22 protein-coding genes are annotated in these 24,737 nt (G+C 55.7%); 2 read left to right on the top strand and 20 right to left on the bottom strand.

The features are described 5' to 3' along the window. Nucleotides 1–344 precede the first annotated feature (344 nt). Nucleotides 345–3,182: a PAS domain S-box protein gene (locus tag BLS94_RS02010; RefSeq protein ID WP_090957553.1), complete on the top strand. Its 2,838-nt coding sequence runs from the start codon at nt 345–347 to the stop codon at nt 3,180–3,182. A 123-nt stretch (nt 3,183–3,305) separates the two neighbouring features. On the opposite strand, the gene BLS94_RS02005 is transcribed toward BLS94_RS02010, so the two are convergent. From BLS94_RS02005 to BLS94_RS01950, 12 genes are all read right to left on the bottom strand, one after another. Then, entirely contained in the window at nt 3,306–3,881 is a 576-nt protein-coding gene (locus BLS94_RS02005) for an NADPH-dependent FMN reductase (RefSeq protein ID WP_090957552.1), read from the bottom strand. Between the two features lie 349 nt (nt 3,882–4,230). Next, nucleotides 4,231–4,557 carry an EscU/YscU/HrcU family type III secretion system export apparatus switch protein gene (locus BLS94_RS02000; protein WP_090957551.1) on the bottom strand — a complete coding sequence of 109 codons (327 nt, stop codon included), beginning with the start codon at nt 4,555–4,557 and terminating at the stop codon, nt 4,231–4,233. After that, nucleotides 4,550–5,614, bottom strand: a complete 1,065-nt coding sequence (locus BLS94_RS01995; RefSeq protein ID WP_090957550.1) for a flagellar hook-length control protein FliK — start codon at nt 5,612–5,614, stop codon at nt 4,550–4,552. The genes BLS94_RS02000 and BLS94_RS01995 overlap by 8 nt, the downstream gene beginning before the upstream one ends. Before the next feature lie 488 nt (nt 5,615–6,102). Further along, on the bottom strand, nt 6,103–6,432 hold the full coding sequence (locus BLS94_RS01990; protein WP_090957549.1) for a flagellar protein FliT: 330 nt from the start codon (nt 6,430–6,432) through the stop codon (nt 6,103–6,105). Nucleotides 6,433–6,434: 2 nt separating this feature from the next. Further along, nucleotides 6,435–6,908: a flagellar export chaperone FliS gene (gene fliS, locus BLS94_RS01985; RefSeq protein ID WP_090957548.1), complete on the bottom strand. Its 474-nt coding sequence runs from the start codon at nt 6,906–6,908 to the stop codon at nt 6,435–6,437. A 32-nt stretch (nt 6,909–6,940) separates the two neighbouring features. Next, nucleotides 6,941–8,959 carry a flagellar filament capping protein FliD gene (gene fliD / locus BLS94_RS01980; protein ID WP_090957547.1) on the bottom strand — a complete coding sequence of 673 codons (2,019 nt, stop codon included), beginning with the start codon at nt 8,957–8,959 and terminating at the stop codon, nt 6,941–6,943. Between the two features lie 50 nt (nt 8,960–9,009). After that, on the bottom strand, nt 9,010–9,351 hold the full coding sequence (locus BLS94_RS01975; RefSeq protein WP_090957546.1) for a flagellar protein FlaG: 342 nt from the start codon (nt 9,349–9,351) through the stop codon (nt 9,010–9,012). 85 nt (nt 9,352–9,436) lie between these two features. Further along, the gene (locus BLS94_RS01970) at nt 9,437–10,603 is read right to left on the bottom strand and encodes a flagellin (RefSeq protein WP_090957545.1); all 1,167 of its coding nucleotides are present in this window, start codon (nt 10,601–10,603) and stop codon (nt 9,437–9,439) included. 503 nt (nt 10,604–11,106) lie between these two features. Further along, the gene (locus BLS94_RS01965; RefSeq protein WP_090957544.1) at nt 11,107–11,733 is read right to left on the bottom strand and encodes a response regulator; all 627 of its coding nucleotides are present in this window, start codon (nt 11,731–11,733) and stop codon (nt 11,107–11,109) included. Continuing rightward, entirely contained in the window at nt 11,730–13,286 is a 1,557-nt protein-coding gene (locus BLS94_RS01960; RefSeq protein ID WP_256325241.1) for a sensor histidine kinase, read from the bottom strand. The genes BLS94_RS01965 and BLS94_RS01960 overlap by 4 nt, the downstream gene beginning before the upstream one ends. A gap of 103 nt (nt 13,287–13,389) precedes the next feature. Continuing rightward, nucleotides 13,390–13,716 carry a thioredoxin family protein gene (locus BLS94_RS01955; protein ID WP_090957635.1) on the bottom strand — a complete coding sequence of 109 codons (327 nt, stop codon included), beginning with the start codon at nt 13,714–13,716 and terminating at the stop codon, nt 13,390–13,392. Between the two features lie 154 nt (nt 13,717–13,870). Next, a complete protein-coding gene (locus BLS94_RS01950; protein ID WP_090957543.1) occupies nt 13,871–14,350 on the bottom strand; it encodes a VOC family protein in 480 nt (159 codons plus the stop codon). A gap of 212 nt (nt 14,351–14,562) precedes the next feature. Here BLS94_RS01950 and BLS94_RS01940 point away from each other — a divergent pair, with 212 nt between their 5' ends. Next, complete coding sequence (locus BLS94_RS01940) at nt 14,563–15,849, top strand: DNA topoisomerase IB (RefSeq protein WP_256325240.1); 1,287 nt, start codon at nt 14,563–14,565, stop codon at nt 15,847–15,849. 105 nt (nt 15,850–15,954) lie between these two features. Here BLS94_RS01940 and BLS94_RS01935 read toward each other — a convergent pair whose 3' ends face one another. The 8 genes from BLS94_RS01935 to BLS94_RS01900 all read right to left on the bottom strand — a co-directional run bounded on the left by BLS94_RS01935 (nt 15,955) and on the right by BLS94_RS01900 (nt 24,735). Beyond that, complete coding sequence (locus BLS94_RS01935) at nt 15,955–16,296, bottom strand: hypothetical protein (RefSeq protein WP_090957540.1); 342 nt, start codon at nt 16,294–16,296, stop codon at nt 15,955–15,957. A 574-nt stretch (nt 16,297–16,870) separates the two neighbouring features. Then, a complete protein-coding gene (gene flgL / locus BLS94_RS01930; RefSeq protein ID WP_090957539.1) occupies nt 16,871–17,806 on the bottom strand; it encodes a flagellar hook-associated protein FlgL in 936 nt (311 codons plus the stop codon). An 86-nt stretch (nt 17,807–17,892) separates the two neighbouring features. Continuing rightward, nucleotides 17,893–19,803: a flagellar hook-associated protein FlgK gene (flgK, locus tag BLS94_RS01925; RefSeq protein ID WP_090957538.1), complete on the bottom strand. Its 1,911-nt coding sequence runs from the start codon at nt 19,801–19,803 to the stop codon at nt 17,893–17,895. Between the two features lie 121 nt (nt 19,804–19,924). After that, on the bottom strand, nt 19,925–20,953 hold the full coding sequence (gene flgJ, locus BLS94_RS01920; protein WP_090957537.1) for a flagellar assembly peptidoglycan hydrolase FlgJ: 1,029 nt from the start codon (nt 20,951–20,953) through the stop codon (nt 19,925–19,927). Then, on the bottom strand, nt 20,953–22,008 hold the full coding sequence (locus BLS94_RS01915) for a flagellar basal body P-ring protein FlgI (RefSeq protein WP_256325239.1): 1,056 nt from the start codon (nt 22,006–22,008) through the stop codon (nt 20,953–20,955). The genes flgJ and BLS94_RS01915 overlap by 1 nt, the downstream gene beginning before the upstream one ends. Before the next feature lie 108 nt (nt 22,009–22,116). Further along, nucleotides 22,117–22,815 (bottom strand): flagellar basal body L-ring protein FlgH, encoded by a 699-nt coding sequence (locus tag BLS94_RS01910; RefSeq protein ID WP_371130201.1) that lies wholly within the window; start codon nt 22,813–22,815, stop codon nt 22,117–22,119. Between the two features lie 64 nt (nt 22,816–22,879). Next, complete coding sequence (flgG, locus tag BLS94_RS01905) at nt 22,880–23,662, bottom strand: flagellar basal-body rod protein FlgG (protein ID WP_090957535.1); 783 nt, start codon at nt 23,660–23,662, stop codon at nt 22,880–22,882. Between the two features lie 320 nt (nt 23,663–23,982). Continuing rightward, a complete protein-coding gene (locus BLS94_RS01900; protein ID WP_090957534.1) occupies nt 23,983–24,735 on the bottom strand; it encodes a flagellar basal body rod protein FlgF in 753 nt (250 codons plus the stop codon). Nucleotides 24,736–24,737: the final 2 nt, after the last annotated feature.

The following is a 24,737-nucleotide window of genomic DNA, read 5'->3' as shown; positions in this document are numbered from 1 at the left end:
ACCGACCAGACGCTATAATCATTGCTGAAGTACTGACAAGCAGTTGAGCTCGCAACATGGAAATTTCTTTGTAGCAAGAAACAAATCAATTTCCAAGAGCCCCTTGTCGTGGAACGGCCCCTCGCCTAAAAACCACAGAAATTGTCGACAAGACTAGCTCGCAGACCCCCTACGCCGAAGAATATACACCAGCGTTTGCAACATATGCTGCAAGAAGCGCTGCTGCTGTATCAGCTTTGCGGTATTGACCTAACCCTTTGAACCAGCAATTTTCTGGAGGCCTTACCGATCGGTGGCCTTACCACGCCTCAGAATGAACGAATTTCTTTGCGAGCAATAGTGTGATGACAACAGATTTTGGCAAGCTTGTTCTTGATGAAATGCCCGACGGAATTGTGATTACGACACTTGACGGCATTGTTGTTTACTGGAACAACGGCGCGGAATCTGTATTCGGCTATACCGTTGCAGAGGCCTTGAAGCATTCGTTTGAGGAGCTTATCAGTACTCCCGATTATCAGTGGAGAATGCAGGATGAGATCAAGGATCTTTTGCAAACTGAAGTTTCCGTACACGAAGCATTGTGTCGGAAAAAAGACGGCGCTCTGATCCATGTAAACCTTTCATTCAAGGTCCTGGCATCCGAACAGCAGCAGCATAGATATGTATTGATCAGCAGCACAGACATAACCCACCTGAAAGCATTGCGTGATGCGAAGCTGATCAGGACTAAATTCGGTAACCTGCTCGATTCGACCCCCGACGGGATAGTGATAGTGAATTCGACAGGTCGCATCGTGCTGGTCAACATGCAGGCCGAGAAGCTGTTCGGCTATCAAAAGCAGGAATTACGAGGCCAGACGATAGAAACGCTATTACCGCAGCGCTATCGCAGCCCTCATGTTGGACATCGCGCTAATTTCTTTACCCAGCCCCGTACCCGCACGATGGGTGCTGAATTGGACCTATACGGTTTGCGCAAGGATGGCATCGAGTTTCCGGTCGAAATCAGCCTGAGCCCCATCGAAACGGAAGAAGGAGTTTTTAGCATGGGTGCGATTCGCGATATCAGCGAACGCAAAAAAGCGGAACAGAAATTCCGTGGTCTGTTGGAAGCTGCACCGGACGCGATCGTGATCGTCGATAATAAAGGTGAGATCGTGTTGGTCAACTCGCAAACTGAAAAGCTTTTTGGCTATCCGCGCGAACAACTTCTGGGCAACAGGATCGAGATGCTGATTCCCACCCGTTACAGGGAGAAACATCCGATTTTTCGCAAAAATTTCGCTAGTGCGCCGCGAACACGGCCAATGGGGATCGGGCTGGAACTGTATGGATTGCGCCGGGATGGCACTGAGTTTCCTGTTGAAATCAGCCTTAGTCCCCTTGAGACCGAAGAGAGCACTCTAATATCCAGCGCCATTCGCGATGTCACCGAACGCAAGCGGGTCAAGGAAATACAAACACAGCTCCGGCGCGATCTTACAGAACGCGAGATTGCCGAAAAAGCACTCCATGAAGAGAAGGAGCGCCTGCGCGTAACGCTCAGCTGCATCGGTGATGCCGTTATCACGACCGATGTGGCTGGGAAAGTGACTTATCTGAACCCTGTTGCAGAAACCATGACTGGCTGGACTTCGGAGGAAGCGAACGGTCTCCCGCTGCCTGACGTATGCCAAATAGTCAACGCGCAAACCAATGAACCCGTTCACAACCCGGTTGAACGAGTTCTCTACGACAAGAAAACCCGCCACGATGCGCATATCCTTCTGATACAGCGAAACGGCAAAACTTTTCCGATTGAAAAGTCTGTTGCCCCCATTCGTGATCAACATGGGAAAATTATCGGCGCTGTGCTCGTGTTCCACGATGTGACCCATGCACAGAGAATGGCAACCCAGATGACATATCAGGCAACCCACGACGGGTTAACCGGCCTGATTAACAGGCATGAGTTTGAGCGGCGCCTGAAGCACGCACTGCGGACGGGTAAACAGGATGGCGCCGAGCACACGTTACTCTATGTTGATCTTGATCAGTTCAAGATCGTAAATGATACTTGCGGCCACATCGCCGGCGACGAGCTGTTGAAACAACTCAGCGCCGTACTGCAAACCAGGCTCCGTAGGAACGACACCCTGGCGCGCCTTGGAGGAGACGAATTCGGCGTATTACTGGAGAGTTGCCCTACCAAGCCTGCATTGATTCTGGCTGACGAGTTGAGGCAGACAGTGCGTGACTTTCGTTTTATTTGGGAAGACAGAATATTCCGGCTTGGTGTCAGTATCGGGCTGGTGACATTCAGCGACGGCGAGGAAACGATTACAGACATTCTACGCATGGCTGATTCAGCCTGCTTTCTTGCCAAGGACAAGGGGCGCAACAAGATCCAGCTCTATACTTCCGAAGATGAAGGCCTTGAGAAACGGCGGGGCGAGATGGGATGGGTCGGGCGTATTCACAAAGCACTGGAAGAACAACGGTTTGTGCTGTACTCGCAAAAAATACTACGGCTCTCGGACAGTACCGGAAATGGTGGTCACTATGAAATGCTGTTGCGCATGAAGGACGAAGACGGGATGTTGGTACCACCCATGGCATTTATCCCGGCTGCCGAACGCTACGGGGTCATGATTCAACTCGACAGGTGGGTAATTGCTACTGCCTTTGCACAATACGCGAAACAGCATCCCTCGGGCAATGCGGTGAGTATATGCTTTATTAATCTCTCCGGCGTATCCATCTGCGACGAGCTTTTATATGAATATATTGTGGAGCAATTCAATCTATATCAGATTCCACCTTGCGGAATTTGTTTCGAAATTACGGAAACTGCGGCAATTGCAAACTTGACGCAAGCCGCCATGTTGATTCGCAAATTAAAAGCGCTGGGATGCCGTTTTTCTCTCGACGATTTTGGAAGCGGGATGTCCTCTTTTAATTATCTCAAGCATTTGCCGGTTGATTATTTGAAAATTGATGGTGGGTTCGTGAAAGATATGACCGAAGATCCCATCGACCATGCCATGGTCAGGGCGATAAACAACATAGGACATGTCATGCATATAGAGACGATTGCCGAGTCGGTAGAGAACGATTCGATCCTTGGAGCACTACGAAAGATGGGCGTCGACTTCGCACAGGGGTATGGAATTGAAAGACCGCATTTGAGCAGTCTATGATGTTCTTTCATTGAAGTGTTAGCAAGAGCGTAGCGTAATGGGGAGCGGAGCCTTAGAAGCAGGAACGGGAGATGGAGCATTTTCGCACGTACGAAAACACTCCTGTCGGCTTCGTTCGGTACGTCAGGTGGTGGCACGCGGCAGCACGGTCAGTACTTGCACGATGAAGGCATGCAGCTCGCTCATGTAGTTTCGGAGGAATTCGGCTGTCCGCTCCTCGGTAACCTGTCCATCTTCCGTGATAAGTCCAGGCTTGAAATGGATGTGCGCCTCGACAGTATTCATCAGGGGTGAATTGCAGTAGCACAACACGCCGCGCAGTTGACTCTGTGCCAGGGCGGTCCCGATCGCCCCGGGGGAAGTGCCGATCACACCCGAAGGCTTGTGAGAGAAAGAGTTCTGGCCCCAAGGGCGGCTTGCCCAGTCGATCGCATTTTTAAGGCCACCAGGAATCGAGCGGTTGAATTCCGGCGTTACGAAAAGTATGGCATCGACATCGGCTATGGCCTTCTTGAGGGCGCGCGCGGCTGGCGGAAAGTCAGCATCGTAGTCCTGGCTGTAAATCGGCAGATCCTTGATCGGGATTTCGGACAATTCCAGTTCAGGCGGCGCCAGGTGCGCCAACGCCTTCGCCAGCAAGCGATTGATCGAGGTGCTTGAGAAGCTTCCAACGAGATAGCCCACCTTGTACTTATTCATATGTTCTCCTTTTTGCGCGGTGCGCAAGATTGTGCGCGGCTACTGCCAAGGCAGTGCACGGGCAAAGATATAGCCGGTCGTCGTCAAGCATCGTGCGCGTGCAACTCGCATTGACCACGAAGGATGGAGTCCCGCATAGGCGGCAAGGGAATTTCGGTACAAGCAGTTAATAGCCGATGCGTCAACCCTAAAATCATCATAGGCGAGCCGCACCTCTTCGGCAAGTTAATATCACCCACCGTTTTCCTGTCTATTGACGTGTCTTAAAACGGAAGGTGGATAAACACACCTCGCAAAGTTTTACGCATCTGGCGCGCCTGGCGAAGGATAAACCACGCGTTCAAACGGATTAGCGAGGTCCTGGATCAGGTCGGGGAAGCGCCGAGATTTCCGTTCTGGTCTCCATTCCAGCTTCCATTTTATAAAGCCAGGCGAGCAGTTCCGCTACCACGCGATAAAGCTGTGGCGGGATATACTGGTCCAGATCTACCTGCATCAGCAGGGATACCAGGTCGGCCGACTCGTGCACATAAATACCATGGGCTCGCGCCTCGCTGATGATGGTTTCGGCGATGAGCCCACGACCTTTCGCGACAATTTGTGGCGCCGCTCGGCTGGCGTGATAGGCCAGCGCTACTGCCATCCCATGCACCTTGGACGGATCGGGCTTATTCATCCAGTTCGACTCCCATTCCGCGCAGATTGATGCCGGCGGAATCCAGTCCGTTCGCGAGCGGCGTCGCACCCGCTCGTAGCATGAACGCCGTAACAGGGCTTGCTGTGGTAAGCCGTATTTCGACCCCACACGCGTCAAAGCGCAGGTTGGCCGAGACCTGGCCCAAATTAGGCATGGTAAGATTCAGGCGGGTTTGCCAGGCGGCAGGAGCGTGGCCAGGTTCATCGGATTCATTAAACTCGCTCGGCTCGTCGGTATCCGCGGGCTTTTCCTCGAAAAGCTCCCATTCAACCTTCTGGCCGGGCCACACCACACCCTGCCAGGTGATATGACGTGTTTCGAAAACTTCCAGTTGTTGTCGCACCAGGGCTAAAGTATCAGGATGAACCGGCGCATTCGCGTTTGCGGCACTGTCGCGTGCCATACTGGCCATTACGGGTGCGTTGGACTGTGCGGCTGGATCAGGCAAGCGCGCCCTCAACCCGAATAGCGGCGCCTGCGGCTCTAGCAGCAATTCTTCCAGCGGCCTTTCCCCGGCTATCCATTGAGCCTGATGAGACTCGTAGAACAGGCCGCTTTGGCCTAGCGTGCGGGCCAGGACCGCGGCCAATTGAACACCGTCGGCAGGCGGCGCCGCAAGCAGTGGAGCAGTACCGGATAACGTTGTGAGGCTGCCTGCTGAAGGGGTCGAGCGGCTCAACAGATCGCTGATGAAGCGTCCTGTCTCACTTAGCGGCACGGAAACTGCGGCTGAAGAAGGTTCGGCCATGAGCATGAATGTGGGCCGGGGATTCCGTGAGACGAAAACCAGGTTCAGCGCATCACCGGGGCGTATATCGGCAGGCAGCCTCATATGCAATAGTTGGGCATCCGCCATGTCTTTTGCACCTACTGTCACCAGAAACTCCCCGTTTGGAAGACGGGATTGCACTGAAGCTCGCAGATGCCGCCCTGCTTCCAGTCCCGCCAGGAACGCGGTATATCCTGGCTGCCTGTTGAAGGATGCACCACTGGAGTGGACTTGAACTACTTCATTGAGCGGATTTATCGCGGACATATCGAGGTTCCCTCCTCCTGGCCTTTATTTTTATGTCTCTATATGATGTGGCGGGTAGGTCGGGCTATGCCCGACGATTAGATTATGTCGGGAGTAGGTCGGGCTATGCCCGACGATCGTAAAAATGATGTCGGGCATAGCCCGACCTACTTAAGCGAAGCGTAATCATCATCGAGCCTTTTCTTGCTCCATATCTTGTTGGGTTGCGCTTTGCTCCACCCATCCTACAAAATCTACAAAAGCTGTGCATATGTCTCCCTGGCGAAAGATAAGAAATAATGAAGTAGGCCGGACTACGCAGGGCATCATTTTTTGATAGTCGGGCGCAGCCTGATCCACTTTGGAGCCATCTACATAGAGGCGGTGGAACCATGTCCCTAAAGGCTGGGTATTATTCCCTTCCTTCCGTGAAAGAGGTGGCGGCGATGTGAGACATGTTCAATTCCAGCCTGCGTTCTCCAACCACCAAGGTTTAGCCCTTGCCGTCTCTAAGTATGCGTGTCGTACGCTTGATGTACCCGCCGGGCCATTCCGGCGTTGCCAAGCAGCGTCTGAACGCTTTTCATCCAAGGCTCGGTATGTGTCCGTATCTCCGCATCGTCAGCCAGTATCTTGTGGATCAGCTCTACTTTTTGTTGCTGCATGTCGACCGTAAGCCGGACAGGTGGCGCCGCTCTGAGTTGCGTCACCAGGGCCGCGCAACGATGCTCCAGTATTTCCAGTTTGTCCCATTCGCTCGCGCGGGCAGCCTCCACCATTTCGCCGGTAAGATTGGAAATGGATTGATAGGCGGCGATTTTTTCTGTGCTGTTCATCATGCTCACGCTTGACCAAAATCGGTGGCGGCTACGGAACCTTGCAGAACTGAGGAATTGGTGTGGTCGGCATTCCCATTGGACGATGCGGGCAAACCAATCGCTTCCCAGGCTTCACTCAACTCGCTAAGGAGGCGGGCCACTTCTTCGATGTATTCAGGCTTGTTATGCAGGTTGGCCTCCAACAGGCGGCGGCTCATATACTCGTACAGCGCATTCAGCTGTTGGGCCAGTTCGCCTCCAGCCTCAACATCGAGGCTGGCTTGCAGGCCGCAACTGATAATAGCGATGGCCTTGGAAACGGCCTCTCCCTTGGCAGTAATCTGGCCTGTCTTCATATGCGCAAGGGCAGAAGACAGTGCCACGTGCGCGCCTTGAAACAGCATCAGGATGAGCTTGTGCGGATTGGCCGCGATGACTCCGGTCTCGAGGCCAACACGGGCATAGGCGTTTACGCCGCAGCGGGATGCTGAATACATATCGAATGGCTCCTTCGGCAATTATTTTTCGTTCAGGAATTGTTTTTCGGTAAAGTGGCCAGTTGCTGGGTTAGAAACTGGCTGGTCTGATTCAGGCTGCTAAGCATCGTATCCAGCGCAGTGAATTGCGCCCGGTAACGCGCCTCGATCGCATCCATGCGCCGAAGGAACACTTCCTGGCGGCGGTCAATATCCTTTATGCTCTTGGCAAGCCCATCGACACGGCTCGCAAGGATGCCGTCGGTGGTCAGCAGGTCTCCCGCTAGCTTGTTCAAGCGGTCGGCGGAACCGCGTGAGAAGTCCACCATTCCACGCGTGCCCAACAGGCCGCCTTTGATGATAAGGCTCAAGCCTTCCGACGCGGTGCCGGCCACGGCCGTAAGTGTCTGGCCTGTTCCGAGCGCGGCCACGCCATTAATGGTGCCGGCGACATCCGCGCCTCCTGTGGTTATCGGACTCGCACCCAGAAGATTGCCGGCGCCATTGCCACCGGTGACAGTGACGCTGGATGCAGAACCGTAGCGTGCCGACGAGATGGCGAGCACGCCGCCGGATTGCGAAACCACAACTGAGCTGCCTGCCGTCGTCAGGCTGGTGTTGCCATTCAACTTGCTTTGCACCTCGGCCGCCAGCGCATCGGCCGATGCGTAAATTCCCGCCGCAAGCGTAATACTGGCAGCCACCCCGTCGGTTGTGATATCAATTTGATCATTGATGCCGGCGATAATGGTCAGCCCTGCTGCCTGGCTCCCGGTGAGGCTGCCCGTGGTAGCCAGCTGGGCGATTGTTACGGCATAGTTTCCGGCCGCCGTCTTGTCGGTCGCACCACTGTAGGCGATCAGGCTATCGGTCGATTTGCCGTTTGCGGCGAAGAGGCTGGCGATCTGGTCGAAGCCGGCATCCATTGCAGTCTGGAGCCGGGTGGCATCCAGCGCCAGGCTGCCGTCTTTCTGGAAAGCGACACCGATTTGCGACAACGAGGTAAAACTGCCTGCCGCGCCGCTCGTGCTTCCCGTTGCGGCCGATACCGTGGCGCGGAGCCAGCGCTGGATGGACATCGCCGCTGAATCTCCTTGTAACACCCCGCCCTTTTTAGCCACCGTGTTGTACGAACTCAGGTCGGCGAGCGTCTGATTAACGGCATTGAACGATTTGACGAATGCTTCCACCGATGCCTTGACACCCGTTGTGTTGCGCGCCACATCAAGTGTGGTTGGGGTGCCCGCATTATTTTTGAGCAGGTTGAGTGTCACACCCTCAATCACATCGGTAATCGTGTTCGAGCTCTTGCTGATGGCAATTCCGTCGATCTGGAGCTTGGCGTCCTGCGCCGCCTGGACCTGCGTCAGATTCTTGCCTGAGCCCGCGGCAGCTGTGGGGTCGAAGGCAAGCTGAGACAGGCCGGCATTATCCAGGTCAGCGCCGTCGTTGTCGCTCGCGATGATCTTTATACTATTGGTGGCGCCTGCATCCTTGGCCGTCAACACCAGCCGGTTACTACTGCCGTCGTTGATGATTGTCGCGCTAACACCGATATTGGCTGCATTAATTGCGTCGCGCACCCCCGAAAGCGTATTATTGGCGGGGTCGATGGTCAGCGTCTGCGCGGGTTTGGCGTTGTTCAGCGTAAAAGTGTTCAGGCCGCTATCATAGTCGCCATATTGAATGGTCAGGGTGCCGCTGCCAACCGTACTGTTGGTACTGGCAAACCCCTCTGAGCGGATTTTCTGTTGTTGCGCCAATTGCTGCACTTCCACCGAGTAGCTGCCTGGTACAGCCTTACCCGTGCTATTAGTGGTAGCAGTCAGTATGGAAGTATCTGCCACACTGGCTGTGGCGGCCTGGAATCTGGCGGGATCAGCGAGCCCTTGCATTGCAGTCTGGAATGCAGCCACTGCACCCTTCAGCGTCCCATAGGCGGACAGCTTGGCCTGATAATCGGCTTCGCGACGGTCCAGCAACGCAAGGGGTTGCCGTTCGACTGCCATCAGTTGGCTGACAATGCTGTTCACATCCAGATTCGAGCCCATGCCTGGCGCGGTGATACCCATATCTGCCTCCCGTTTTGTGCTGTTAGTCAAATTCTGGCCTCGGAGGCCAGTTAAACTTTCGTGTTCAACAATAGGCCTTTTAAACGGCCCAGTGCCTTGGCCAAGGCCAGCATCTCCTCCATGGGAATTTGCCGCACTAATTCCCGTGTTGTGCTATCGATGATCTTTACCACCACCATGTCGCTCTCGGCGTCAATACTGAATTCCAGCGTCGAGGTGACTGGCTGGCTGATTTCCTGCGCCATTTCCTTTGCCGGTCGCACACTTGCCGGCGATAGCGCACGGTCCAGACGGTTTTGTACGTCCCCGGACGGTGGCACCGAATTGCGTTCCAGCGAATTTACGGGGATTACAGCGGCTTGAGTGCCAGCTCCAATGTGCCTGGTTTCCATGGGGGCTCCGGAAGCGATTGAAAAAGCGAACCCGGGGCGCCGCCCCGGATTCCTTGTTCGCTGATCGAAAACCGTATAGTTCCTGTTATCCTCTCAGCAGCGCCAGCACGCTTTGCGGAAGTGCATTGGCTTGAGCCAACATTGCCGTGCCTGCTTGTTGCAGTACCTGGTTGCGCGAAAGAATAGCGGTTTCAGCGGCAAAATCGGTATCGACGATACGGCTGCGGGAAGCGGACAGATTCTCTGCTGTGGTTTGCAGGTTCGAGACCGCTGACGAGAAGCGGTTCTGATACGCACCCAGGTCGGCACGCGCAGCGTTAAGCGCGCTCAGAGCCGAATCCATTGAGGCGATGGCAGTTTGAGCGCCCGCAGTGGTGCTGATGTTCACTCCCGCAAAACCCACGACGCTGGCGGTCGTAACTGCCGTCGTACCCGCTGTCAGGCCAGTCCGCGCCGTGGTGGCTGTGCCGCTCATGGCTACAATTGTGGTGCTACCCGAAGTGTTGGTCAGCGTCACTACGCCAGCACCATTGGCTGTGGCGGTAACGTTGCTTGTACCCGACACCAAGTTGATGGCCGCCGCGACGGCTGCCCCTTGAAGAGGAGCAGTGCCAGCGGCGGCAATGGCACCTACGTCTACACCGTTGATTTTGAGGGCGCCTGCGGCAATGTCGTCCGTTGTAGCCGTGAAAGCGGTTGCGGCAACACCGGTTACATTGGCGGTGGTAGTGGTGCTGGTACCCAGGGACGCGCTTTGCGCATTGACCAGGCTGGTGATGGAGATGGTTTCACCGACGTTGGCCCCGACCTGAAATGCCTGATTGGTAAAGGTGCCATCGAGCAACTTGATACCGTTGAACGCTGTCGTTGAAGCCACGCGGTCGATTTCGGCTTTGATCTGCTGCACTTCGTTGTTGAGCGCGGTACGGTCGCTTACGCTGTTGCTCGCGTTGCTCGACTGAACGGCCAGTTCGCGGATGCGTTGCAGGTTATTGCCGATCTCGCCCAGCGCGCCTTCGGCGGTTTGCGACATCGAGATGCCGTCGTTGGCATTGCGGACAGCCTGGTTCAGGCCGCGAATCTGCGAACTCATGCGTTCGGAAATCGCCAGTCCTGCCGCGTCATCCTTGGCACTGTTGATACGCAGGCCCGAGGACAAACGCTGCAGCGTAGTGGCAAGCGCGTTTTGCGAACTGTTAAGATTGCGTTGCGCATTCAACGCAATCACGTTGGTGTTGATAATTGCAGCCATGTGAATCTCCTCGACTAAGTTTTATGGATTACGCCGGTATAGCGTTAACTTTGGTTCGCCTCGCCTGTCCGAGACTGATCAACCGCTGTTAGGTTTATTAACGGAGGGTCGGGAAAAACATTTAGCCGGTTCGTCAAGTTTTTCTTGGCGAAATATTTTTGTTCCTGTGGCTAGCTTTGGAGTGAAAAAATGGTTTGCTATTTTTTTCCTGGGAGAAGCCACTCAATCAAGGAGCGGGTCTATCAGTCCCGTCTCTCTCGAAAGCAAGAATCCTCCTTGAATTGCACATGATAAGTGGAGAAGAGCGTGCTCGATTCGCCAATCAGCGGCTGATCTACGTCTTATATTGAACTTTGCGCTTCGAGTCCAAGTATTAAGGGCGCAATAAATCCTGATAGATAGGCACGAGGAGCACTTTTAGACAGATAGACCGCGAAAATACATGCGAATACATGCGGGAAGGGAGATAGCCTCCCAAAATCCGGCCCAGGAGCGGCCCGGATTCAGGCCAGGCCGTTCTTGATCGCGTAGTGAGTCAACTCGGCGTTGTTCTTGAGCTTCATCTTCTCCAGCAGGCGACTGCGATACACGCTGACAGTCTTGACAGACAGGCACATTTCATCAGCTGTATCGGTAAGGCTTTTACCCGAGGCGATCAGGCATAGCGTCTGGTATTCCCTGTCGGACAAGGCTTCGTGCGGTGGCCGGTCGTGGTCGGTGCCGAGATTGTCCGCCATCGCCTCTGCCAGGCTTGTCGTAAGATATTTGCGCCCCCTCGAGACCTGTTGAATGGCAGCCATCAACTCGCTCGGGGCACTTTGCTTGGTGATATAACCAGACGCGCCCGCCTTTAGCGCTCGAATGGCGTACAAACCTTCCTCATGCATGCTGAGCATGAGTACGCGAATTTTAGGGTGCTCCTTTTTGATGTGCTTCAGGACTTCGATGCCGTTCCTGTCGGGCAGCGATATATCCAGCACGACAACGTCCCATTCGCCGTCGCGTACTTGCCGCATCGCCTCCGAACCACAATCCGCTTCCCCGATAAGCATGACCTTATCGCTCTCCAGCAGGATCTGCCGCAGACCCTGGCGTACAATGGCATGGTCATCGACGATCAGTACATTCATGACCGCCGCGCTTTCGATAGCAGGATGACAGAATCCATAAACGGGTCGCTCGGTTCCGGTACGAGCGGAATTGATAGAAGCACCGTTGTACCTTGTTTCTGGCCGCTGCCCACGGTCAGTTTTCCGTCGAGAAGGCGGGCACGCTCGATCATGCCGCGAATACCAAACGAATCAAGCTTCATGCGGTCCGGGAGCATGATGCCGCAACCGTTATCGCGCACTTCCAGCTCCAGTTGCCGCTGAGTTGCATGCAGCCTTACCCAGACGCATGAAGCCTGCGCATGCTTGCTGATATTGGTAAGGGCTTCCTGAAAAATACGGAACACGGCAACCGCGATATCCGGTTCCAGGTCGACATCCTGCGCAGGGCATGTCACTTCACAAGGAATGCCAAGCCGTTTCGCAAATTCGCTCGATTCCCATTCAATTGCCGCAATGATGCCAAAATCCATGATGCCGGGACGCAGATCGCGGGAGATGCGCTGTATCGAATGCATTGTGCGATCCACCATGTGGGACACGGTGTGGATTTTTGCCTCCAAGGCTGAACTCTCCTCTCTGCCGCCGTTGCTGCCCTCGCCAACATGTCGTGCCAGCCAGTCGAGGTCAATCTTGATAGCCGTGAGATTACCGCCCAGGTCATCATGAATTTCGCGGGCAATGCGGATACGCTCGTGTTCCCGTGCCGCCATAACATGGGATGACACCTCCTTCAGGCGTTCATGCGATTCCTTGAGTTCTGTTTCCCTGCGCCTGCTTTGCGTAACGTTGATAATGATTCCTTCCCAGATTACCCCAACTCCTGGCTCCCGGCGGGGGCTGGCGCGCAAGCTGACCCACTTTGTATCGCGGTAAGACTCTATCCACAGGCGGCCTTCCCAGTTCCATGTCGTCAGGCTGGCGGCCGAGTGCGCCCTGGATTGACGCAGGCTCTCACGGTCCCCGCCCGGCAGTACCAGATCCAGAAGCAGTGCGGGGTTTGCCTGCAGCTCCTTGACGGCGATATCAAGCAGATTCACGCACTGGTCGCTTACGAATGGCATGGAGTGATTGCCATTCTCATGCAATACGTATTGGAACACCATGCCTGGGGCATTTGAAATAATAGCTGGCGGATAAGCTTCTCCCCTTCCTGTCCGCCCTGATTCCTCCCGCTTCTTCCCTTGTACACCTTTTACAGCCTGAGTGCTGATTGCACCAGTGCCATGCCGGGTGATATCGTTTGCAAGAATGATAAGCAACGACGTACCGGAGCCTTGCCATAAGTGCAAGCGCACTGCTACCGGAAAAATAGTGCCGTCCTTGCGCCTAAAATATGTCTCGCCCTCCACCTCCTGCTTTTCGCCCGCGCGCAACGGAGACTGCAAGGACCATAAGCTTTCCGCCGCGAAGCCAGGGACATCGCCGCGCGGCATGAGCTCGTGCAACTCAGCCATCGAATATTGCGAATCCCGCTGGGCCGCTATATTGGCGTATTTGCACCGGAGCGTATCGGCATCAAGCAGATACACGGCGGCATTGAGATGAGGAAATCGGGATATGGGAGAGCTCATGCTTGAATCAGGTTTTGAAAAAGAACGCTTGGCTGAATTATTCAAACGCTGAATTATTCAATATCGTGGTGCAAATAACCGCATGCGCCCGGGAAAGCAGGCGTCACGATATCCTGTCGAGGTCGCCCAGGGCTTTGCTGATTGCGGCAGAATCGGTAGGCCGCACCAGGCGGGCGATCTCCTTCCCCTGGTTCAAAAAGATCAGGGTGGGCCAGAGTTTCACCCCGAAGGAGCGCCCTAGCCGACGACCCTTGCCATCTTCGATCTTGATATGGCGTATGGAAGGACGGTTGGAAAAGGCCGAGGCAATCAACGGTTGGGCCGCACGGCAGTATCCACACCACGGAGCGCCAAACTCCAAGAGAACAGGCTCTTCAAGTGAATCAATCTCGGCACGTGGCGGTTCAATAGCTGCATAGACGTTGTTCATGCGCCCATTATAATCTGTATAAATTGTGATTAGATCTGACAGCATGTGTCAGATCTTGAATGTTCGCTTCCGACCCAAAGCGGCCAAAGCGGCCATTCCCAGCCAACACAAGCATACGCTCAGTCGCGGCGACATGGGTTGGGCATCGGGAGCGTTAGCCACGTCGAGCCGCTTCGATCACAGCTATGTCGATCTTACCCATTTCCATCATGGCTTCGAACGCACGCTTGGCCGCTGCTCGATCAGGATCGGTGATCGCGGCCGTCAAGGCGCGTGGCGTGATCTGCCACGACAGTCCCCACTTGTCCTTGCACCAGCCGCAAGCGCTTTCCTGGCCGCCGTTTCCGATAATCGCGTTCCACAAGCGGTCCGTTTCGGCCTGGTCGTCGGTCGCAACCTGGAACGAGAATGCCTCGTTGTGCTTGAATGCTGGGCCCCCGTTCAGACCGAGACAAGGGATGCCCATTACCGTGAACTCGACCGTCAAGACATCGTCCTGCTTGCCCGAAGGATAATCACCAGGCGCGCGATGGACCGCCCCAACCGCGCTGTCCGGGAATGTCTCGGCGTAGAACTTCGCGGCGTCCAACGCGGTGCCGTCGTACCATAGACAAATCGTGTTCTTATTGACCATCCTGGTTCTCCTGAGTTGGAACAGATACGTCGGATTGCCCTGTCGCGAGGAACGCACTCAGGCAGAGGCACATCAATCGTGGCTGACCCTCTGCTATTCCCCGGTTATTCTTGTAACCCCTTTCTTGTGAATCTGATATGAAGTCTTCATTTTGCATGAATTCTTTGCGGGGTAATTTTATCACGTCCGGCATGCTGGATTGACACTGCGTAATGCCGCTCCAATACCTCAGCCTCAACGTCATGTTTGTTTTCAGCGTTGCGGATTGCGAGCGCCATTCGCTGTCGTTCCTGCCGTGGCAAATTCCCGAGTTCCATTGTAGACTTCTTGCAGCACTTCAACCCTTGCGGCTTGTCAATGTTGTATGTAGTGAGGTTGGGACAACAAGGAACTGGGTGACTTTCTCGCTAAAAAACAATGGGCCCGGTGCACCAAGGGTAGAGGCTCTGGCGGCACAGGCCGCTGGTGTTGGACTGATTTATGTTTCGGATAACGAACCGGGAATCCGAAGGCTTCCGTGTGGCGACGGATTTCGCTACATCGGTCCCGATGAAAAGGCGCTGACCGATGAGGCCGAGCTTGAACGCATTGCCCATCTGGCAATACCCCCCGCCTATACCGACGTCTGGATCTGCCTTCACGCAGAAGGGCACCTGCAGGCAACCGGACTGGATGCCCGCAAGCGCAAGCAGTATCGCTATCATCCTGATTGGAATGCAGTTCGGGACGGCATTAAATTTGGGCGAATGGCGGAATTCGGAGAAGCGCTACCAGAGCTTCGTCAGCGCCTGCGGGGCGATCTGAGAAAACGGGGCTTGCCGCGGAAAAAGGTGGTTGCGGCTATAGTAAGCCTGCTTGATACCACGCGTGTGCGAATTGGCAACCTGTCTTATGCCCGCGACAACCATAGCTTCGGGCTGACAACGCTACGGAAACGTCATCTCGCCTTCATCAATGAGCGACGCGTACTACTAAGATTCAGAGGCAAGAGCGGAATCGAGCATGAAGTCAATATCGACGACAGGCGTATCGTGAAAATCATCCTTGATTGTCAACAGCTGAGAGGCAAGAATCTTTTTCAATATCTGGATGATAACGGCAAGCGGCGCACCATCGGGGCGGAGCAGGTAAACAGCTACCTCCGCGAAACCATGAATGCCGAGTTTACCGCCAAGGATTTTCGAACATGGGGGGCGACAGTGAGAGCGTTTGAACTGATGCTGAATACGCCTTTGCCGGAGCTTCCAACTAAACGTGCCCTCAGAACCTGCGTTGTATCCGCCACGAAGAAAGTTGCTGAAGAGTTACGCAATACCCCTGCGGTTTGCCGGAAATCCTACATAAATCCTTTGGTGTTTTCTGCTTGGCAAGATGGTTGGCTTCACGAATGCGTGCAAGAATCCGCAGAGGGAAATCGCGACGCGTTAGAGTGCATGGTGCTAGCTTTTCTTCGCAAGGAAGAGGCAACGCGTGCCAATGCGGAGTCGCCGCACTGGTAAGACCGTTAGAACTGTGCGAGTTCAATGGGTCGGACTCCATGGTAGTCATCCAATCGAGTCTGTCCCCATTTTTTCTGAATATTCACGCCCTACGCGAAGAAAAGACTAGAGTTTAACCAAGGTGACATGACGTTCCGATTTCTTCGAGTCGCGCCATACCTCGACACGGAAGAGGTCCTCTGGCGGCGCTGGACGCGGTTGAGGCGGCACTGGCGGACGCTGAGCACGATCCAACTCTATTACCTCATCGTCTTGAAGTTCGTACGGAAGGGGTATTTGCTGAGGGAACCGTGGCGCATCTTCCAGAGCCGACTGCAGCGGGGTCATGAAGTCTGGGGACCCGGCACCATCATCGCCTAGCAAAACTCTCGCTTCGCGCATCGCGTCGTTAACGCTCAGTTCGCCGCGTTGCACCTTGTTGAACAAGGTTTGTAGCTTTGCAAGCATGGCACCACACCTGCGAATTTTGGGAGCACAGATTGCTCCTGGTAGCCCTAGCGAAGCGCTATCGGTTAGCGCGGTAGTAACTGTGGCAACTTGGGATCTTATTACCTGCAAACCATTTATGAACGAGCCATATTGACCAATGCCGAAATAGAGAGCTGCCAAAGTTGCTGCGACCTTCCCAAGGCCCTTAACTGACCCTTCTTCAATACGCAAAGACAGCGCGTAGTCGTTGAGAGCGAGACCTTGCTAGACACTTCTTTCCCATGTATCGAAAAGGGAGATGGAGAATGATTCAAGCTCGCTCGGCGGAAGACTCGGTACCTGAATGCGAAAGCTAGCCGTCCCGAGATCAATCAAAATCGTCCCCAATTGACGTGGTGTTTACAGCCCTAACAAGAAATTAAAAACTACACCTATATGTACCATACTTTGATGGATCTTGAAGCAGATTCCAGTCCATTTGCCTTTTGGTTGATTCTACAGGCCTGTAAACTCGTGATTTACTGCCAGCTCTGCGATAAACCCAGCTCAGTAGATTTACTGGCGTTTGAGTACCCGGTCGCGCGGCCCAGCACTACCGAATATAGTCAAACAGCGACAACCCCTGCACTTTCAAGAATGCTTTCTGCGTGGCCTCCAGATAAGTCTGCTGTTGGGTCAAATCACTGATGACCTTGGCGTAATCAACCTCCCGCAGGTCGGATAGCTGTTGTTTGTACTGAATAGCCAGATCGTTGCCGCTGTCGTTGAGCGTATCCACCTCTTTCATCCGCGTGCCTACCGATGCATGGACTCGCAACACGTTGTCCAGCGCGTTGGAGAGGTTGTTTTGGGCGGTGCTTAACCCGTTGGCGAGCGCAGCCTTGCTGGCGTCATCGGTCACGGGGGTTTCAAGCAGGTTGATCAGATTGGAGAGTGTGTTGAACATGCTCTGGTACCCTCCCCCGTCCGCCGGGATCCGCTCGAATACTTCTCGTCCCGATTCGTTCACAGCAAGCTGGCGGGATGAGCTGGCCTGAACCATGCGAAGTCCTTCGTCGCCGTGATACTGTATGCCGCTGCCCGTGTCGGCAAATGGCTTGGTCGCACCCTGGAAGCCGGAAAACAAGTACTGCCCGTTCCCGTCAGTGCGATTTGCCAGGCCCAGCAGTTCGTCAAGATTCCCCCGTAATTCTGTTGCAATGGCGCTGCGCCCGCTGTCGGTAAGGGTGCCGTTAACCGCATACACGGCCAGTCCCTGCGCGTTCTGCAATAAATTCGTTACATCTCCGAGGGTAGCTTCCAGCATTCCGAAACTTGCGGCTGCATTCTGCCGGTTTATCGCGTATTGCATATTGGCTGAATCGGCCTGCGATACTTCAAGTGCCCGGACATAGGCTGCGGGATTCTCGGAGGGCGTCAGCGCGCGCTGCCCGCTGCTAATCTGCTGCAGGGCTTTCACCTGCGCGGCCTGCTGCCGGTTGAGAGCGGCAATGCCGATTTCAAAGCTGATATTACTGCTGACTCGCATGAGAACTCCTTTTTGGTAATTCTATATCTATCCGCCTTTTTGCAGACTATCCACTGGCCCGAGCATGGATAATCTGCGCCCGCTCGTTACCTAGTAATATCGAGCAGCGCGTCGAACATCTGGTTGGCCGTCTGTATTACCTTGCTGGCTGCGAGATACGCGTGCTGATAGCGCATCAGATTGGCGGCTTCTTCGTCCAGATTCACGCCCGACTGGGATTGCTGCAAAGCCCGCGCCTGGTTTAGAAATGCCGACTGGGCGGTACTGGTGATTTCCAGTTCATGGGTCTTGTTACCTATCAGGCTGACCACCTGACCATAGGCGCCCTGATAATTCGCGGTGCCGCCCGCCAGAGTGCGGCTACTCTGCAATGCGCCAAGCAGCAAGCCGTTGCGGTTGTCCGTTGTCCCGTTGTCGTTGGGGCCAATGCTGAATGTATCCCCCGGCTTGGGTATCCCCGTAAGGGTCACGGTCCATCCGTTGAAACTGATCGGGCTGCCGGAAGTGTATGCAATACCGGTCGGGTTGCCGGTTCCGTTCCCGCTCACATCGAACGTCGTGGCGCTGGTGAAGGTAAAGGTCACCGGTTCTTTAAGATTAGGGTTGGGGGGCGGCGGCGTATTGACACTGCCGGCGCTGATGCGTCCGGTGCCAGTGTTGGCAAGCGGCGCATCGGTTCGGATCGGCGCGGCGACGGCGATCAGATCGGTATCCTGAATGGCCACCTCAATTTGTCCTGCGCCGTTTATCGTGGGCCGGATCAGAAATTCGTCTCCCGCAACAGCAGTGCCGGAAGCAATATTCAAACGTACGCCATCCACAGTCTGCGGGAGCGTTGCAAAGGTTTCCGCGACGCCGTCGTTAAGCCGCGTGAGGGTATAATTGGCGCCATCGTAACGCAACCGATAATCGCTGGTGGTAAGGGCATTGTAACCAGTGATATCAGCGGCAATGACCGCGCTGCCGGTATTTTTTGCGGATGACGTCACCGATGGGCTCGGTATTGTAAAGAATTCGCCGCCCAGTTTGCCGCGCGCATCCTGCCCCAGCCGGTGCTGGTCGTTGAATGTGCCCGCCAGACCGATAGCAACGCGCCCCAGGCCGTTGCGGGCGGCATCGAGTTCGCCATTGCGAAATTGCAACAGGCCGCCCAGCTTGCCGCCATTCAGGCTCGATTCCTTGATCGGTAAAGTATTCCCTCCGGCAACGTAACCTATTTCAAGGTGGTGCGGGTCAACCGGAGACGCTGCTGTAGCGAGCTGGAAGGCGGTTGAACCCACGACCAGGGACTGACCCGTGCCGATGAAGATACTGTAGCTGCCATCGCTCTGTTCAACGACCTGCGCGCGCACCTCATTGTTGAGTTGCATCACCAGTTCGTCGCGCTGGTCCCGCAAGTCGTTTGCAGGCTGGCCGCCAGCGCTGCCCTCGGCCAGGCTGATGGTTGCGTTCAGCTCGCCGATTTTCGCACCCAGCGTATTGATAAGCGAGACGCTATCCTCGATCTGTGCGTTCGTCCCACCCTGGATCTCATCCAGACTGTCGTTCAGCGACTGGAAACGCCGTACCAGCACCTCGGCGTTGGACAACATGGATTGCCGGGAGGCGACGTCGGATGGGCTGGTGGCAACGTGTTGCACACTACCGAAAAAATCCTGCAGCGCCGGCACCAGGCCGAGCCGTCCGGTGGGGTCCGCCAGCAGTGTATCTATCTGGCTCATCTGCGCAAAATAGGTATCGAGCTGGGCCGACTCCGTTTTTGCCTGTGCAACCTGGCTGACCAGCAGCTGGTTATATACGCGCTTTACCGTATCGACCTGCACCCCCCGGCCGATGAATCCGCTGCCGGTGGCTTGCGCGCCGCTGGCTGACTGTACGGTTTGCTGGCGAGTGTAGCCGGGCGTGGCCGCATTGCTGACGTTGTGGCCGGAAATAAGCAAGCCTTGCTGAGCCGCGTTGAGTGCGCTGAGACCGATACCAAAAATGCCGTTAGCCATATTGTCTCCAAATCCTATCCGTATTCATTTGATATTAACGGCTCAGGATCAAAAATATTTAGTCCGTTTAGTCCAATTTGGCAGTGTCCAGGGCAGCGAGGGGAAATATCGGCAGTGGCGCTTACAGCGGTGCTTCGCCGGACCATTGGGTGGTCCTGATGATCTGGCTAAGTTTGTCGGCGTAATTCGGGTCGGTCGCATATCCCGCCTGTTGCAGGCCTTGCGCAAAACTTTCCGCATCGAGGCCTTGCACTGCCTGTGCAAGCACTTGCGCATAGCGTGGATTGCTGCGCAGCAGGTTTGCGTAGTCGCCAAAGGCATCCGCATAAGAACTGTAAGCACGGAATTTTTCCACGCTCTTGCGAGCCACGCCGCCGACGTATTCTGTCGTTACGGATTCCACTACAGGGCCTTTCCAGCTCGCACCGGCCTTTACGCCAAACAGGTTGTAGCTGGGTGAGCCATCCGGCCCGCGAAGCTCGCGCTTGCCCCATCCACTTTCCAACGCAGCCTGTCCCAGCATGAACAGCGCCGGTATGCCGGTCGCCTGGCTGGCCTGCTGGGCGTACGGCATCAGTTTGGTCTGAAACTCCATCACATGTGAGTGCGCTGCGGGTTGAGGTACTACTGGAGCGGGCGATTCAGCTCGCGGATTTATTGGCAGTGCCAGTGGACTCGATGGTCCCGATAATTCAGGCTCGGCTACTGGGGTCGACGGTTGCGCTCGCTGTTGGGTAACCAGGTTTGATTGCAATCGCGCTAAAGAGGGAATGTCGCCGGCAGACTGCTGACCAGTGACGGCGGAAGCCGGCGCAGGTGCTTCCTGTTCCGGTTCCGGTTCCGGCGGCAATCCGCCACGTAGTTGCCTTATCATGACATCGGCCAGGCCTACCCCACGCGATGCCATGCTCTGCGAGAGCTGTTGGTCGAGCATCGATGTGTAGAGGCGGCTCTGCTCGCTGTCTATCAAGTCATCCTGGGGCGTGGCGTCGCGCATGGCCTTCAGCATCATGTTCATGAACAGGGCTTCAAACTGCCGGGCTGCGGCTTCAAGGCTTGCGTGGCTGTCTTTTTTCGACGCAATGCGCAACTCGTTCACCGCCTGCACATCCAGGGCGAACTTGGTAGACAGATCAGCCGAAGCAACCATCAGATGACCTCCAGTTCCGCCCTTAGCGCGCCGGCCGATTTCATCGCCTGAAGAATCGACAGCAGATCCTGTGGCGTCGCGCCGATTGCATTCAATGCCTTCACCACCTCTGCCAGCGATGCACCTTCAACCATTGTCAGCATCCCCGACTCCTGCTTGATCTCGATCGTCGAGCGCTGTGCCTGCACGGTCTGCCCGCTGGAAAACGGCCCGGGCTGGCTGATTACCGGCTCGGTGCTGATAACTACCGATAAATTGCCGTGGGCGATGGCGCAGGCGTCAACCGTGGCCGACTGGTTCATGACCACTGAACCGGTACGGCTGTTGACGATAACCCTTGCCTGGGCCGGCGCCGGGCTGATATTCATGCTTTCCACTTCCGCGATGAATGCTACGCGCTGGTCGCTGCCCTCGGGTGCTCGTACCTGAATCGCTCGCCCATCCAGTGCCGAGGCGGTGCCCTCGCCGAAGCGGGCGTTGATCGCTTCCACTATCCGTCTGGTATTGGAAAAATCGGTGGCGTTGAGGTCGAGCCGTATGCCATTGCCCTGGGTCAGCACCGCAGGCACCGCCCGTTCGACTGTCGCACCGCCGGAAATACGACCGGCGCTTAAATGATTGACCGTTACCCTGCTGCCGCTGGCCGCCGCACCGATTCCGCCAACCACCAGGTTGCCTTGGGCCATCCCGTAGACCTCACCATCGGCGCCCTTGAGCGGCGTCATCAGTAATGTGCCGCCGCGCAGGCTTCTTGCATTGCCCATGCTCGAAACCGTCACATCGATAACCTGGCCGGGCTGGGCGAACGGCGGTAACGTGGCCGTCACCATGGTGGCGGCCACGTTTCTCAAACGCATGTTGGTGCCGGGCGGGACATTGATGCCCATTTGCATCAGCATATTGGTAAGCGTCTGTATGGTAAATGGTGTCTGGATAGTCTGATCGCCCGTCCCGTCCAGTCCCACCACCAGGCCATAGCCGATAAGCTGGTTTGTGCGCATGCCCTGGACCGAGGCAAGATCCTTGATGCGCTCGGCGTGTGCCGGGCCCGCCATGGCGTAGCACCCAATCCACAGAATAGACAGTAAGTGAACGGCAGATCTGAAGGATAGGGGCGTCATGGGTTCGCTGGGATCGCGGTAATCATTCAATTCATGCGTTCGTCAAAACGGCGAGACGGTCAGGAAAAAGCGTGAGAGCCACCCCATTGTCTGTGCCTCATCAATGTAGCCGTTGGCCTTGTACTCGATTTTTGCGTCAGCCACCTGCACGGACGAAACCATGTTGTTGATGACGGTCTCGGGGCGGACTACACCGGAGAAACGGATGTACTCGGTGCCCTGCGTCATCGACAATTGCTTTTCGCCACTTACCACCAGATTGCGGTTAGGCAGCACTTCAAGCACGGTGACGCTAATCGTGCCGGTAAAATTGTTGGCGGAAGCCGCCTCGCCCTTCCCGGCGAAATCGTTGGAGGTAGAGGCTCCCATGTCCACTTTCTTGGTGATGGGCACGCCGAATACAATGGGCGGGATACCGACATTTACCTCGCCGTTCTTATTGGCGCTGCTGTTGGATCTCTTGCTTGCGTTGGTTTTTTCGTTGAGGACGATCACCAGGATATCGCCCACCTGACGCGCACGGCGATCTTCAAATAATGGCCGGTGCTGAATGCCCGCCTGATAAATCGCGCCGTTGGGAGGTGGCGCTCCTGCCTGGGCCGCGCGGGAAGACATCGGTTGCTGCACGATCGATGCCGGGGCCGGCAGACTTATGCAGCCAGACAATCCGGCCAGCATGACCGCCATGAGCAACATGGATGCTGCCAACCGTCGGCATCGCTGAAGGAGATCAGTGTTCACCGAGATTGCCCGTATGCGTGCGATACATTGCCGCCTCCCGTCATTGTTTCCATATTTGCCATTTCTACATTTGCGATAGGCGCTGCAGCATCTGATCCGAGGTCTGGACCGCCTTGCTGTTAATTTCATAGGCACGCTGGGTCTGTATCATGTTGACCAACTCCTCCACCACGTTGACGTTGGAAGTTTCCACATAGCCCTGGCTCAATAATCCGGTACCATCCGCGCCCGGCGTGTTGAGGTTAGGGGTGCCGCTGGAGCCGGTTTCGATAAAGAGGTTCTCACCGACCGCCTGCAAACCCACCGGATTGATGAAAGTAACAAGTTGCAGCGAACCTACCTGCGCCGGGAGAGGAGAATCCTGCTGGGTTATGGTCACAACGCCGTCGCGGCCAATGGTAACGCTCTGAGCATTGGGAGGAATGGTGATTGCGGGCTGAATCTGATATCCGCTCGAGGTGACGAGCTGTCCCTCGGCATCAATCTGAAATGAGCCGTCACGCGTATAGGCTGTCGAGCCATCCGGCCGCAGTACCTGGAAGAATCCCTGGCCGTTAATCGCCACGTCCTTCCAGTTGCCGGTCTGCTGCAAGTTGCCTTGGGTAAACACGCGCTCCGTGGCGACCGGCCTGACGCCAGTACCAATCTGCAGGCCGGACGGCAGTTGGGTCTGCTGCGATGATTGCGCGCCAGGCTGGCGCAACGTCTGGTATATCAGATCCTCGAACACCGCACGCGAGCGCTTGAACCCGTTGGTGCTGACATTTGCCAGATTGTTGGCGATGACATCCATCTGGGTCTGTTGTGCATCCAGACCGGTCTTTGAAATCCAGAGCGAGCGAATCAAGTGGTTCTCCTGAAGGTTAAGCGGTAAGGGTGCTGTGCAGCCGTTGGCTGCAATGGCGATATTTGCGACATCGTATAACAGCGCCGAGATGCCCAGCGCGTGGAAAAGAGGGTCAATTCCGTGTTTCTTTCCGGTTTCATCCTGGTTCGATAAGAAGAAATCGTCCTGTGGATAACGCGAATTGATCGATGTTGGATTAGGCGTAACGCGCTATGCGCAAGTAGGTCGGGCTCCGCCCGACAATCAAAAACGATGTCGGGCGGAGCCCGACCTACTTGTGGATTATTGCAAGGATTACAGCGGAGTCTGGCGTTCGGGTATCAGCCGTTTACCGACAGGAGGACACTGGCGCGTTGAGCATTACCCTCGGCATTCTTGAGCATCTTCATGTGCATTTCAAACTGGCGGGAAAGCGAGATCATGTCGACCAAGGCCTCGACTACATTGACGTTGCTGCCCTCCAAGGCGCCGCTGCTGAGCGTAACCTCGACATCGGCCTCGGACTCGCCGCCGGCCGCCAGCCGGAACAATCCGTCCAGGCCGCGCGTGAGCTGGGCCTCGGGAGGATTGACCAGCTTGATGCGGCCAATTGTCGAGGAGATGCTCGGTTCGTTCGAACCCGCCCCTGCCGGCACCGTGGAGACCGTCCCGTCCCTCCCCATCGTGACGACGGTATTCGGCGGAATGGAAATCGGTCCGGCATCGCCCCGTATATTCAGGCCGTTGCGAGTCTGCAATATTCCGGCGGAGCTGATATGCAGGCTGCCGTTGCGTGTGTACGCTTCGCTGCCATCTTCCAGCTGCACGGCTATCCACCCTGGTCCCTGTACTGCTACATCAAGTTCACGCCCCGTATGCTGCTCGGTACCGGGGCGGAAATCCGCGCCCGCGCTGGAATCCACCACGAATGCCCGCGTCGGCAGCGTATTGCCGAGGATCGGCACGGCCCGTAATACACTGGTCTCGGCACGGTAGCCGGTCGTGTTTGCGTTCGCCAAATTGTGCGACATGGCGGCTTGCTGTCCCAGCGTATGCTTTGCGCCAGTCATGGAAACATAGATCATTCGATCCATGA

This window comes from Nitrosospira sp. Nsp18, from assembly GCF_900103145.1.
Lineage (GTDB): Bacteria > Pseudomonadota > Gammaproteobacteria > Burkholderiales > Nitrosomonadaceae > Nitrosospira.
The sequence above is the reverse complement of the archived record's forward strand: the minus strand, read 5'-3'. Positions and strand labels throughout refer to the sequence as shown.

Bases quoted from the DNA above. Each gene is read 5' to 3' on its own strand.
- BLS94_RS02010 (WP_090957553.1), top strand. From the start codon at position 345: ATGACAACAGATTTTGGCAAGCTTGTTCTTGATGAAATGCCCGACGGA.
- flgJ (WP_090957537.1), bottom strand. From the start codon at position 20,953: ATGGTTGCTTCGGCTGATCTGTCTACCAAGTTCGCCCTGGATGTGCAG.
- BLS94_RS01975 (WP_090957546.1), bottom strand. From the start codon at position 9,351: ATGGAAACCAGGCACATTGGAGCTGGCACTCAAGCCGCTGTAATCCCC.
- flgK (WP_090957538.1), bottom strand. From the start codon at position 19,803: ATGGCTAACGGCATTTTTGGTATCGGTCTCAGCGCACTCAACGCGGCT.
- BLS94_RS01970 (WP_090957545.1), bottom strand. From the start codon at position 10,603: ATGGCTGCAATTATCAACACCAACGTGATTGCGTTGAATGCGCAACGC.
- BLS94_RS01955 (WP_090957635.1), bottom strand. From the start codon at position 13,716: ATGAACAACGTCTATGCAGCTATTGAACCGCCACGTGCCGAGATTGAT.
- flgL (WP_090957539.1), bottom strand. From the start codon at position 17,806: ATGCGAGTCAGCAGTAATATCAGCTTTGAAATCGGCATTGCCGCTCTC.
- BLS94_RS01940 (WP_256325240.1), top strand. From the start codon at position 14,563: ATGCCGCTCCAATACCTCAGCCTCAACGTCATGTTTGTTTTCAGCGTT.
- BLS94_RS01935 (WP_090957540.1), bottom strand. From the start codon at position 16,296: ATGCTTGCAAAGCTACAAACCTTGTTCAACAAGGTGCAACGCGGCGAA.
- BLS94_RS01950 (WP_090957543.1), bottom strand. From the start codon at position 14,350: ATGGTCAATAAGAACACGATTTGTCTATGGTACGACGGCACCGCGTTG.
- fliS (WP_090957548.1), bottom strand. From the start codon at position 6,908: ATGTATTCAGCATCCCGCTGCGGCGTAAACGCCTATGCCCGTGTTGGC.
- BLS94_RS01965 (WP_090957544.1), bottom strand. From the start codon at position 11,733: ATGAATGTACTGATCGTCGATGACCATGCCATTGTACGCCAGGGTCTG.
- BLS94_RS02000 (WP_090957551.1), bottom strand. From the start codon at position 4,557: ATGAATAAGCCCGATCCGTCCAAGGTGCATGGGATGGCAGTAGCGCTG.
- fliD (WP_090957547.1), bottom strand. From the start codon at position 8,959: ATGGGTATCACCGCGCCAGGCATGGGCTCGAATCTGGATGTGAACAGC.
- BLS94_RS01900 (WP_090957534.1), bottom strand. From the start codon at position 24,735: ATGGATCGAATGATCTATGTTTCCATGACTGGCGCAAAGCATACGCTG.
- BLS94_RS01915 (WP_256325239.1), bottom strand. From the start codon at position 22,008: ATGGCGGGCCCGGCACACGCCGAGCGCATCAAGGATCTTGCCTCGGTC.
- BLS94_RS01990 (WP_090957549.1), bottom strand. From the start codon at position 6,432: ATGATGAACAGCACAGAAAAAATCGCCGCCTATCAATCCATTTCCAAT.
- BLS94_RS01995 (WP_090957550.1), bottom strand. From the start codon at position 5,614: ATGTCCGCGATAAATCCGCTCAATGAAGTAGTTCAAGTCCACTCCAGT.
- BLS94_RS02005 (WP_090957552.1), bottom strand. From the start codon at position 3,881: ATGAATAAGTACAAGGTGGGCTATCTCGTTGGAAGCTTCTCAAGCACC.
- BLS94_RS01960 (WP_256325241.1), bottom strand. From the start codon at position 13,286: ATGAGCTCTCCCATATCCCGATTTCCTCATCTCAATGCCGCCGTGTAT.